This window comes from Clostridium sp. (assembly GCF_051656525.1).
In the GTDB taxonomy this organism is placed as follows: Bacteria; Bacillota; Clostridia; order Clostridiales; family Clostridiaceae; genus Clostridium.
Genome location: NZ_JBOGCC010000227.1, coordinates 1 through 11,678, shown reverse-complemented (window position 1 = coordinate 11,678; position 11,678 = coordinate 1). Strand labels below are relative to the sequence as shown.

Sequence of the window (11,678 nt, the reverse complement as noted above, 5' to 3'; positions counted from 1 at the left end):
AGTTACTCCTGTTGCTCCAGTTGCTCCTGTTGCTCCTGTTGCTCCAGTTGCTCCAGTTGCTCCAGTTGCTCCAGTTACTCCAGTTGCTCCAGTTGCTCCTGTTGCTCCAGTTACTCCAGTTACTCCAGTTGCTCCTGTTGCTCCTGTTGCCCCAGTTGCTCCAGTTGCTCCTGTTACTCCTCTACATCCTCGTGGTCCAGTTGGCCCAGTTGGCCCTACAAGTTCACATTCACAATTACATGGATTACATGGATTACATGGATTACATGGATTACATGGATTGCACACTCTATGATTATTATATAAATTATGGTGATTATACGAATTTCGTGGATTACATTTATTTTTATTATTTATACAAGTCTGCTCATTATCTAAATTGCATCTTTCTCCCTCACAAATAATTTCTTCTTCAAAATTATAATTTTGAATATTATTATAATTTTTAAAAGATGAATTATTTCTTCTATCTCTTATTCTCATAGTAACACCTCTTTATTTTATTTTATTTAATATACATAATATAATATTAAAGTATGGTGTTTTTGGTAACTAAAAAAGGCTGTTTAAATAAAATTATTTAAACAACCAAAAAAATGAACTATACTAAAGCTGGTTTTGCAACCATTTCTTTTTCTTTCTTTTCCTTTTTTACTTTCTCTTTTCTACCTATTTCAAATATAGTACTTGCTAGCTTACCACTTGCTAATACAGCAATCACTGAATAGATCAATCTCTCAGGACTTATATAAGTTAACGAAAGTAATAATACTACCGCATCCATTATATAATACACATGGCTCATTTTAAGTCTTGTAAACTTACTAACAATTATGGCTACAACGTCATCTGCACCTGATGCAGCTCCCGCTCTTAATACAATTCCAACTCCGACTCCAACGAATATTCCTGATAATATACCAGCAAGAATCATGTGATGAGTTAAGTTAGGAAGTACGAACCCTATACTTTCCCACAACTTGTAAGTTATAGAATATGTTATTGTCGATAAAGAAGCTAATAATAAAAACTTCTTACCTAAAAATTTCATACCTATAAGAAATAGTGAAAAGTCAATGACGATACTTGTAATTGATTGAGATATACCAAATAGCTTTTGTAAAAGCATCATTAGTCCTAAAACTCCACCTTCTGTAACATCATTTTGAAAATTTAAATTATAACTACCAAATGCTAAAATAGAAGCTCCTAAAATAACTAAAGCTATCATTTTAGCATTCTGCCTGGACGATACCAAAATATCACTCTCCTAATTTGTTGATATCTTTATTATACACCATCTTTCTTTTTTTTGCTTAATTGCTAATATCTCCTATATGCATCTAATCTAATTTATTGATGACTTCATCAATTTACCTCCTATTTCGTCTTACTTCCTACCTACTTCCTAGTTTTTTAGCTTTATTGCAAGCTCTGTCCTATTTTTCACATCTAATTTATCTAAAATTTTAGTAACATAATTTTTTACTGTTCCTTCTGATAAATAAAGTTTTTCTCCTATTTCCTTATTATTCAATCCTTCGCCTATAAGCTTTGCTACATCCTCTTCTCTTTTTGTTAGTTCTCTTAAGTCAACCTCATTTTTATTTTCACTAAGTAAGCTTGCCATTTTCATTGCTATTTCTGAATGTATTAACATATTCCCCTTACTTACTTGCTTTACGCCATTTATTATTTCTTCTGGGTCTGCATCCTTTAAAAGATATCCTTTCGCCCCATTTTTTATAGATTTCAATATATATTCATCTTCATTAAATGTTGTCAAAATTAACACATTTATATCTTTTTCAAGTTCCCTTATAAGTTTTGTTCCTTCAACACCATTTACATTTGGCATTCTTATATCCATAAGAACTACATCCACGTCATTATCTCTACAAAAACTAACTCCTTCTAAACCATCATTTCCTTCTCCTACTATTTCAATTTCATCATCTAAAGATAAAATAAGCTTTAACCCCTCTCTAATAATTTTTTGATCATCTACAATAACAACTTTAATCATCTGTCTTTTTAATCTCTCCTTTTATCATAAATTTTTCTTTAAGCTCAAATAATACACTTCCCCCTATTTTCTCTATTCTTTCTTCTATACCTAAAACTCCATTTGATTTTTCAATTTTTTCTGGTAAGCTCCCATTATTGCTTATATAAAATTTTATCTTTTCATTATCTACTTTTATACTAATTTCAAATTCAGTACTATCGCCATGCTTTAATCCATTTGTTATACATTCTTTTATAGTTATATATAAAGCTTCTTTTACTCTATCATCTTCTAATTCTATTTTTTCATCTATATCATTTATAAATTTAATTTTTTCTTTTAAATTATCTTCTAATTCATATATTCTTTTTACAAATGATATTTTAGCATCCTCTTTTAATTTATACACAGTATCACGTAATTCTGTAATACTATCTTTCATTAACTCCTTTATTTTTAAAAATATTTCTTCCTTTTTTTCTTCTGATTTTATTTTTTCAAGCATATTCAAATTCATAGATATTGCCATTAAATAATGTCCTAGTGAATCATGTAATTCTTGTGCTACTCTATTTCTCTCTTTTTCTAATGTTAAAATCTCTACTTTTTCGGAATACTCCTCAAGCTTTTTATTTTGTTCTACTAACTCTTTATTTAAATATCTAATTTTCTTTTTATCTTTATTTCTTATATGTATCATTATTTCTACAATACAGAAACCAATATAAGGGCTTAGCATTCCAAAAATATTTTCAGTTAACTCTGTAGAACTCGCTCCCATATTCAAAAAGAACATAATACTCCCAATAATACAAAACACTATTGTAGTAATTACCGATATTATTTTTAACTTTAAATTTTTAAAATGTAGATTATCAATAATTGCTAAATAAAAATATACTATTGCTTGTGGATTTATAGTATATAACATTATCGCTACAATATTTGTTATTACATTTAATACTACTTCTATCTTTTCATTTTTTATTGCTAACTTTAAAATTAATAATCCTAAAATTAAAATAATTAAACTTATATTATAAAAAGCCTTAGAACTTTCCAAATTGCTTTTCATAGCAATTAGAAAGTTTAAGGCTAATATTATTATCTCTAACTTTAAAAATCTATTTTTTCTATCCATTTACTTTTCCTTTTAATCTTAAATAATCCATATATATTTTTACTCTTCTTATACTAATTGAAGCTAAAGCCATAAATAAAGCTCCTGCTTCTACTGAATTTATAAGATTTTTATCAAAATATCCTATACTCATATCAAGCCCTATTTTTATTACTAAATATATTATTAATATTAGTATATCAAATAGCTGTCTTTTATAAACAACTTCTCCCTCTGAATTCACTATAACTTTATAAAATCTCGATCTAAGCATCCCTACTCCTATACCAATAACAAGTGATACTAATACAATACCTATATTTATTATATTTATTTTCATTTCTAATAATTGTTCTACTGAAAAATATAAGAATATTAATGGTACTATAAATATTCCATCCTTAACCTTTTTAGTTTTTCCATTCTTTGAATTTATAAACCCTTTATATATTATAATTATTAAAATAATTCCTATTGCTCCAAAACTCATATTTCTTCTCCTCTTTTCCTTAAGTTTGTACCTTTATTATAAAATCTTAACCTCTCTTTGTATTGTTACTAAAGTCATATAAAAAGTCATAACTTTTAACTTTCTTTAATATTGACTTAAAGCTTAATTTTAAATATAATTATAGTCAAATGATTACAATTATATATGTTATTGCTATGATTAGAAGTAGTACTATGATTTAGTATTTTTAGAGAGTTAATGATTGGTGTAAATTAACATTACTTATATAGGAACTTGTCTATGAGCTTACTTGTTAAAAACAAGTACGGATTTCTATCCGTTATTTAAATAAGTGAAGAATTTTTAATTCTTAATAAGAGTGGTACCACGGAATTTTACCTTTCGTCTCTTTCTAATAGAGATGAAAGGTTTTTTTATGTTTAAAAATTTAAAATTAGGATACCTTTTAAATAAGATATTAACTATATAATCTTACTCTAACTTTTGTAATCTAAATATTTATATATAGGAGGTTCAATATTATTATGGGAAATTACGGAACTAATATTGATAAAAAATGGCAAGATAAATGGGCTAAAGAAAATCTTTACAAGTTTGATACTTCAAACTTAGATAAAAAACTTTATGTTTTAGAAATGTTTTCTTATCCTTCAGGAAGCCAATTACATGCAGGGCACTGGTTTAACTATGGACCTGTAGATACTTGGGCTAGATTTAAAAGAATGCAAGGATATAATGTATTCCAACCTATGGGATTTGATGCCTTTGGATTACCTGCTGAAAACTTTGCAATTAAAACTGGAATACATCCTAAAGATTCAACAGTTAAAAACATTGCTAAAATGGAAGAACAATTAAAAGCTATGGGTGCTATGTTTAACTGGGACAATGAACTTGTAACTTGTTCAGAAGATTATTACAAGTGGACTCAATGGTTATTCTTAAAGCTTTATGAAAAAGGTTTAGCTTACAGAAAGAAAGCACCTGTAAACTGGTGTCCATCATGTCAAACAGTTCTTGCAAATGAGCAAGTTCATGATGGTTGTTGTGAAAGATGTGATACTGAAGTTACTAAGAAAGATTTAACTCAATGGTTCTTTAAGATAACTGATTATGCTGATGAATTATTAGAAAAATTAGATACTCTTGATTGGCCTGAAAAAACTGTAGCTATGCAAAAACACTGGATTGGTAAATCTACTGGTGCTGAAGTTACTTTTAAAGTTAAAGATTCTGATTTAAGCTTCAATGTATTTACTACAAGAGTTGATACTTTATGTGGAGTTGATTATGTTGTTTTAGCTCCTGAAAATCCATTAGTTTCTGAAATAACTACTGAAGAACAAAAATCTAAAGTAGAAGAATATCAAGAAATGGCTAAAAAGCAATCTGATATTGAAAGACAATCAATCACTAGAGAAAAAACTGGTGTATTCTCAGGTGCTTATGCTATTCACCCTATAAATGGAAAAGAAGTTCCAATTTGGATTGGTGATTATGTTTTAGCTACTTATGGAACTGGTGCTGTTATGGCTGTTCCTGCACATGATGAAAGAGATTTTGCTTTCGCTCAAAAATTTAATTTACCAATAAACAGAGTTATAGCTTCTAAAGATGGTTCAGAAACAGAATTACCTTTCTGTGAACATGGTGTTTTAGTTAATTCTGGAGAATTTGATGGATTGACTACAGATGAAGCAAAAGTTAAAATAGTTGAATCTTTAGCTAAAAAAGATTTAGGAAAGCAAAAAGTAAACTTTAGATTAAGAGACTGGTTAGTTTCAAGACAAAGATATTGGGGTGCTCCAATTCCAATGATTTATTGTGATGATTGTGGAACTGTTCCTGTACCTGAAAATCAACTACCAGTAGAATTACCTTATGATGTAGAGTTTGCTCCAGACGGAAAATCACCACTTGCTAAATCTGAGGAGTTTGTTAATACAACTTGTCCTTGTTGTGGTAAGCCAGCAAAAAGAGAAACTGATACATTAGATACTTTTGTTTGCTCATCATGGTATTACTTAAGATACCCGGATAATAAAAACTCTGATGCACCATTTAATCCAGAGCTAATAAATAAAATGTTACCTGTTGATAAATATGTTGGAGGACCTGAGCATGCTTGTATGCATCTTTTATATGCTAGATTTATAACTAAAGCTTTAAGAGATATGGGATACTTAACATTTGATGAGCCATTTAAATCATTAACTCACCAAGGTTTAATTTTAGGACCAGATGGACTTAAAATGAGTAAATCTAAAGGAAATACTATTTCTCCTGATGATTACATTAATGAATATGGTTCAGACGTATTTAGAATGTATTTAATGTTTGGATTTGCCTATACTGAGGGTGGAGCATGGAGTGATGATGGAGTTAAATCTGTTTCTAGATTTGTTGATAGAATTGAAAGAGCTTTAGATATTGTTCGTGAAGCTAATAATGGTGAAACTAAAGAGACTGTTGATAAACCTGAAAAAGAACTTAACTTCTGGTTACACAATACTATAAAAGGTATGACTGAAGATACAGAAATAATGCAATTCAATACTGCAATAGCTAGAATGATGGAATTTGTAAATGCATTAACTAAGTACAACAATGAAAAAGTTAAAAATGTAGAATTCTTAACTTCAGTTGCTAAAGACTTTGTTAAAATACTTGCACCTTTTGCACCACACTTCTCTGAAGAACAATGGAGCCTATTTGGAATGGAAGGTTCAATCTTCAATGAAAAAATGCCTGTATTCGATCCAAGTGCATTAATTAAAGATGAAATTGAAATTGCTATTCAAATAAATGGTAAAGTTAAAGCGAAAATAAATATTCCTTCTGATTTAAATGATGATGGAATAAAAGAAGCTGCTTTAAATGATGAGAATGTTAAAAATGCAATTGGTGATAAAACAGTTGTTAAAGTTATCGTTATTAAAGGAAGACTTGTTAATATCGTTGTAAAATAATATATTAAAGGCTGATAGAAATTACTCTATCAGCCTTATTTTTAAGCTTTAAATTCTAAATTTAAATTTGAACCATTAACATTCATACCAACTAATGTTTGTCCATTTATAGCATTTGAATTTATTGCTATACTATCATTCGCTCTATTTACTTTTATATAGCTATTATCACGAAGTCTATCAAATAACTTACTTTCTGGAATATCTACAAATCCAACTTTTCCATCTTCATATTCTAAGACTACATTTCCTTGTTGATTTTGAACTTCAAACTCTAATTTTGCTTGTGAAGAAACTCCACCTAACTCTCCTGTTACATAGACATCTATCTCATTATTACCGTTTGGCTCTACTTTAACCCCTGTTACATATTTTGAAATAGATGGACTTTGTGAAACTTCATATGCTGCTATATTAGATAATTCTTCTCCTGATAAAGTAACCTGTTTATTACCATTTGGTAATACCGCACCATTTGTATTTATATATTCTGGTGTTAATTTATTTAAACTTGCATTTGCCATTTCTGAACTTGCTGTATTTACTAATGTTGTACTTGCTTTCGGTCTAAAAGATATATAATAGACTGCAAATATTGCTACTACTATTATTATTATAGCAATGACTATACCTATTATAACCTTGCCTCCCTTTTTCATTTTCCTTCCTCCTCATTTGTATATTTTTTTATTAAATCCATATAAATACTATACTATACTTTTCAATTATAGTATTTAACTTTTTGTTACTTTTAGTTTATTTCAAAATACACTTTTTTAGAAATATTTTTACCAAGTTCTACATATATTCCATTTAATTTAATTTTAACTTTTGGTACACTTACCATTACTTTTCTCATAAAAACGCCTTTTAAATCTCTAATTCTTTTTATTTATATCTATGTTCATCTTTTTCTATTCTAATAAAAAAAGATTTCACAGTATTTTCACACTATAAAATCTTCTCCCTCTAATTTATTTCTACTACATTAAATCCTTTTTTCTTTAAATCTTCTTCACTTAACCTTTGATCAAGATGCATTAAGTATACTCTATTTCGTACATCTTTATTAAAAGCTTCTTCTAACTTTTCAATAGTTGTATGAGGATTTTTAGGTACATCTAGTGAACTTACCTCATGATATACTAAAGCATTCCTATCTTTTTCTAAAAGTTCTATTGCTTCCTTATTTACTTCACTTGTATCTCCACTATAGTAATATTTTTCTCCATTTATTTTAATTAAAAAACCATACGCTGGTATTTCTACAACATGCTTATTATTTGTAAACTCTACATCTACATTTCCGAACTCATCATCCTTAATCCAATTTACATATCTGCTTTCTACACTATATAACTCATTTGAAACACCAACATATGATAGCATATCATCAATAGTTTTTTTATGCGGAAAATATATATTAGGCTTTACTCCCTTTATATAATGAGAGTAAAATATTAAGTCACCTAAACTCCCAACATGATCAGGATGAGTATGTGTAATTATAATATGAAGATTTTCAAAATCTAATACATTTCTTTTTTTAAGTTCATGAAATACAGTTCCACCACAGTCAATAAGAATCATTGACTTACCTTTTTTTATATATGCACTTGTATTTCCAAGCTCTGTATTAAATGCACTACCTTTTCCTAAAAACTTTAACATTTGTTTCCTCCTAATTAATATTTTACTCACATTTTATCATAATCTTTTTCTATTTCCTATTTTAGATATTACTATTTTTAACTAAATTACCCTATTATATTCCTCTTGTGTACAATTTTAAAAATTTCTTTTCATCCTCATTTAAGAATATGCTTATTTTTTCATATACTTTTTCATGATATTCATTTATCCATTCTTTCTCTACTTCATTCAGTAAATCAACATTTAAACCATCAATATCTATAGGACAATATGATATTGTTTCAAATTTATAAAACTCTCCAAAGCCTAAATCTTCACTTTCTTTAACTACTAGCATAGTATTTTCAATTCTAATTCCATGAGAGCCCTCTCTATAAACTCCTGGTTCATTTGTTAATATCATTCCAAGTTCAAGCTTTACTATATTGGGTACTGGACTTATACTTTGTGGTCCTTCATGAACATTTAAGAAAAAACCTACACCATGTCCTGTTCCACATTTATAATCTATCCCCTTTTCCCAAAGTGGTATTCTAGCTCTTATATCTAAGTTCGAACCTGATGTCCCCTTTAAAAACTTTGTTATAGCTAAATTTATATGCCCCTTTAATACTAATGTATAATCATCTCTTTCTTCTTTAGTTAATTCTCCTAATATAAATGTTCTAGTTATATCAGTAGTTCCATCTAAATATTGTCCACCTGAATCTAATAATAAAAACCCTTTACCTTCTAACTCATAATCACTTTCTTTAGTAGCTGAATAATGCATCATTGCTCCATGCTCTTTATGACCACATATAGAATCAAAGCTAGTTCCCTTAAATAGATCTAGCTTACTTCTAAACTCAGTCATTTTTTCTGATGCACTTATTTCTGTTATCTTTTCTTTTTTAATATTCTCTTTTAGCCATTTCATAAACTTCACCATAGCTATTCCATCTTTAACTTGACAAGCCTTTAAATTTTCTATTTCTACTTCATTTTTTATAGCTTTTAGCTTTGTTGTAATATTTATTTCATTGATAACTTTTATATCCTGAGGAATCATACTTCCAATTAATGAATTAATCTTTTCTTTCTGTAATAAAGTAGTTCCTTTTAATTCTTTTACATAACTAAAAATTTCATCATATTCTTTAAGTTGGACTTTTTGATCTTTTAAATATTCTAACTCGCCCTCTGTAACTTTCTCTAAGTCAATAAATAGTGTAGTTTTTTCTTTAGTTATTAAAACATAACTTAAAAAAACTGGATTGTTCTTCACATCATTTCCTCTTAAATTTAAAAGCCATGCAATATCATCTAATGAAGCTATTATATAGTTCTCTGCATTTAAATTTTTCATCTCTTCTTTTACTTCATCTATTTTTTCACTAGCCTTTTTCCCTGCATACTTAACATCATGTATAAATATTTTTTCCTTAGAAAGAGATGGTCTATCTTCCCAAAACTCATTTAATAAATCATTTTGAATTTCAAGTTTTCCATTTTTCTTTTTTACTATATTTGCATACTCCTCAAAATCTTTTATAGATACACATCTTCCATCAAAACCTAAAACTTCATTCTCTTTCATATTAGATTCTAACCATTCAAATATAGTTTGCCATCCTTGAATTCTCATTTTAAACATTTTAAGTCCAGCTTCTTTTATTTGCTCTTCAGCTTGAATAAAGTATCTTCCATCAGTCCATAGAATCCCCTCATTCAATCCTACTAAAAGTATCCCTGCTGAACCTGTAAAACCTGATATATATTCTCTTCCTTTATAATATTCTGGAACATATTCACTTTGATGTGCATCATTACTTGTTATAATATAATAATCTATATTTCTTTTCTTCATTTCTGCTCTTAGCTTATCAATATTTCTCAACCATTTCTCCTCCTCTCTTAATATACTTATTTTACCAAATATAAAAAGTTATGACTACATTAGTCATAACTTTTTAATTTATTCTTCTTCATCAAAAACTTTTTTAAATTTTCCAAGAACTAAACTAACCTTTTCACTGTCTATTTTTTTATAATATGGAAGTAAATCAGCATCTTGTAATGATGCAAAAGAACTTTTACTTAATTCCATCCATAATTCAGGTATAAATACCCAAATTACCTCTTCATATCTAGCACTTAAAAGAAAATGTTCTACTCCAAAGAAAACATATTCTCTTATATCATGAATTTTCTTAAACTTTTCATAATCTATAACTATATCTTCATTTAATTCATATCCATATATATCTACATAAAAATAATCAAATTTCTCTTTTTTTGCATTAAATGCATCTTCATGAATTATTTTTATCTTTCTAACATCTCCAAAATTTTCCTTAAATAGTTCTATAACATCCTTTTCTTTTTCATATACTATTACTTCTTTTACATTCTTCCTTTTTGCAAACTCTACAACTGTATATCCTAATCCTAATCCTACTACTCCAACCTTTCCTCTTGCTTTCTTTATGATTCCGTAAGTTCCTTCTATTTCTTTTGCTGAAAGCTCCATTACCAAATCATCATTGTTAAATAATTTTAGTGTTTCTATATCTAAATCATTTACTTTTTCATATCCATAACCTTTTAAAGTTTTCTCACTATTTTTACTTAAAACAATTTTATGACTTCCAACTTCATTTTCTTTTATAACTTTATTGTATTCTTTTATTTTTTCTAATAAAAAACTTCTATTATATGGTTTCACCCAAACCATCCTTTCTAATCTTTTAATAATACTTATAATATCATAAATTCACCCTTTATAAATTAAATTCTATCTTTTTCTTTTAATTCCTTCTATATAAATGATATTTGTTTATAAAATTTTTTAATTCTGACTATTTTACTTTGCTTTAATTTATGCTATAATCATCTCATAAAATAAGTATAAAGATTGGAGATAAAATTATGAAAAACGTAACAATAAGCGAAGAAGCTTACAATGAATTTAAAGAATTCTTAGATGAAAACAAAGTAGAAAATTATAACATAAGAATAAACTTAGGTGGTATGGCTTGTAGTGGTCCTGTTTTCAACATAACAGTTGATGAAGCTGGTGCTGATGATACTACTGAACTTATAAATGACATTACTTTTGTAATGGAAAGTAGATTAGTTGATGAGTTTGGTGGATTTATTATTCTTTCATCAGATGAGAACAACGGAAATGGTTTAACACTTAAACCAGTTATTGCACCAGCAGGTGGATGTGGTTCATGTGGTGGTGGATGCCACTAATTTAAAATATTAAATTTAACAATATTTTAAATATAGTTTAGCTAATATATTATGTTAAAATGTGATATATTAGCTAATACTATTTATGGCTAATATTATTTTAAACAAAAGAAAGGAGTTTTATTTATGGATTTTATAACTATTAGTGCTGAAGCATTAAATGAATTTAAAGAATTCTTAGATGAGAACAAAGTAGAAAGCTACAACATAAGAATT

The 11,678-nt window shown here is 27.8% G+C and carries 10 protein-coding genes, 1 pseudogene and 1 other annotated feature; of the genes and pseudogenes, 2 read left to right on the top strand and 9 right to left on the bottom strand.

Annotation, left to right across the window (positions count from 1 at the left end; all coding sequences use genetic code 11):
- The 5 genes and pseudogenes from ACRDDY_RS11150 to ACRDDY_RS11130 all read right to left on the bottom strand — a co-directional run.
- Window positions 1-483, bottom strand: a pseudogene (locus ACRDDY_RS11150) (hypothetical protein); the annotation flags it as partial.
- 118 nt (window positions 484-601) lie between these two features.
- A complete protein-coding gene (locus ACRDDY_RS11145; RefSeq protein ID WP_438565025.1) occupies window positions 602-1,258 on the bottom strand; it encodes a YitT family protein in 657 nt (218 codons plus the stop codon).
- A 150-nt stretch (window positions 1,259-1,408) separates the two neighbouring features.
- On the bottom strand, window positions 1,409-2,026 hold the full coding sequence (locus ACRDDY_RS11140) for a response regulator (protein WP_438565024.1): 618 nt from the start codon (window positions 2,024-2,026) through the stop codon (window positions 1,409-1,411).
- On the bottom strand, window positions 2,019-3,149 hold the full coding sequence (locus ACRDDY_RS11135; RefSeq protein ID WP_438565023.1) for a sensor histidine kinase: 1,131 nt from the start codon (window positions 3,147-3,149) through the stop codon (window positions 2,019-2,021). Before ACRDDY_RS11135 ends, ACRDDY_RS11140 begins: the two co-directional genes overlap by 8 nt.
- On the bottom strand, window positions 3,142-3,618 hold the full coding sequence (locus tag ACRDDY_RS11130) for a hypothetical protein (RefSeq protein WP_438565022.1): 477 nt from the start codon (window positions 3,616-3,618) through the stop codon (window positions 3,142-3,144). The genes ACRDDY_RS11135 and ACRDDY_RS11130 overlap by 8 nt, the downstream gene beginning before the upstream one ends.
- 167 nt (window positions 3,619-3,785) lie before the next feature.
- Window positions 3,786-3,992, top strand: a binding site (T-box leader).
- A 132-nt stretch (window positions 3,993-4,124) separates the two neighbouring features.
- Between ACRDDY_RS11130 and leuS the strand changes: the two genes are divergently transcribed.
- Complete coding sequence (gene leuS, locus ACRDDY_RS11125; protein ID WP_438565021.1) at window positions 4,125-6,569, top strand: leucine--tRNA ligase; 2,445 nt, start codon at window positions 4,125-4,127, stop codon at window positions 6,567-6,569.
- Between the two features lie 41 nt (window positions 6,570-6,610).
- Here leuS and ACRDDY_RS11120 read toward each other — a convergent pair whose 3' ends face one another.
- The 4 genes from ACRDDY_RS11120 to ACRDDY_RS11105 all read right to left on the bottom strand — a co-directional run bounded on the left by ACRDDY_RS11120 (window position 6,611) and on the right by ACRDDY_RS11105 (window position 10,938).
- Window positions 6,611-7,228, bottom strand: a complete 618-nt coding sequence (locus ACRDDY_RS11120; RefSeq protein WP_438565020.1) for a hypothetical protein — start codon at window positions 7,226-7,228, stop codon at window positions 6,611-6,613.
- Between the two features lie 310 nt (window positions 7,229-7,538).
- Window positions 7,539-8,240 carry an MBL fold metallo-hydrolase gene (locus ACRDDY_RS11115; protein ID WP_438565019.1) on the bottom strand — a complete coding sequence of 234 codons (702 nt, stop codon included), beginning with the start codon at window positions 8,238-8,240 and terminating at the stop codon, window positions 7,539-7,541.
- A gap of 94 nt (window positions 8,241-8,334) precedes the next feature.
- On the bottom strand, window positions 8,335-10,071 hold the full coding sequence (locus tag ACRDDY_RS11110; protein ID WP_438565026.1) for an aminopeptidase P family protein: 1,737 nt from the start codon (window positions 10,069-10,071) through the stop codon (window positions 8,335-8,337).
- Window positions 10,072-10,179: 108 nt separating this feature from the next.
- A complete protein-coding gene (locus ACRDDY_RS11105; RefSeq protein WP_438565018.1) occupies window positions 10,180-10,938 on the bottom strand; it encodes a hypothetical protein in 759 nt (252 codons plus the stop codon).
- Window positions 10,939-11,132: 194 nt separating this feature from the next.
- Here ACRDDY_RS11105 and ACRDDY_RS11100 point away from each other — a divergent pair, with 194 nt between their 5' ends.
- On the top strand, window positions 11,133-11,462 hold the full coding sequence (locus ACRDDY_RS11100; protein WP_438565017.1) for a HesB-like protein: 330 nt from the start codon (window positions 11,133-11,135) through the stop codon (window positions 11,460-11,462).
- Window positions 11,463-11,678: the final 216 nt, after the last annotated feature.

Excerpts from the sequence above, each read along its gene's own strand:
- ACRDDY_RS11130 (WP_438565022.1), bottom strand. The coding sequence starts at position 3,618 with ATGAGTTTTGGAGCAATAGGAATTATTTTAATAATTATAATATATAAA.
- ACRDDY_RS11105 (WP_438565018.1), bottom strand. The coding sequence starts at position 10,938 with ATGGTTTGGGTGAAACCATATAATAGAAGTTTTTTATTAGAAAAAATA.
- ACRDDY_RS11115 (WP_438565019.1), bottom strand. The coding sequence starts at position 8,240 with ATGTTAAAGTTTTTAGGAAAAGGTAGTGCATTTAATACAGAGCTTGGA.
- ACRDDY_RS11100 (WP_438565017.1), top strand. The coding sequence starts at position 11,133 with ATGAAAAACGTAACAATAAGCGAAGAAGCTTACAATGAATTTAAAGAA.
- leuS (WP_438565021.1), top strand. The coding sequence starts at position 4,125 with ATGGGAAATTACGGAACTAATATTGATAAAAAATGGCAAGATAAATGG.
- ACRDDY_RS11140 (WP_438565024.1), bottom strand. The coding sequence starts at position 2,026 with ATGATTAAAGTTGTTATTGTAGATGATCAAAAAATTATTAGAGAGGGG.
- ACRDDY_RS11110 (WP_438565026.1), bottom strand. The coding sequence starts at position 10,071 with ATGAAGAAAAGAAATATAGATTATTATATTATAACAAGTAATGATGCA.
- ACRDDY_RS11120 (WP_438565020.1), bottom strand. The coding sequence starts at position 7,228 with ATGAAAAAGGGAGGCAAGGTTATAATAGGTATAGTCATTGCTATAATA.
- ACRDDY_RS11135 (WP_438565023.1), bottom strand. The coding sequence starts at position 3,149 with ATGGATAGAAAAAATAGATTTTTAAAGTTAGAGATAATAATATTAGCC.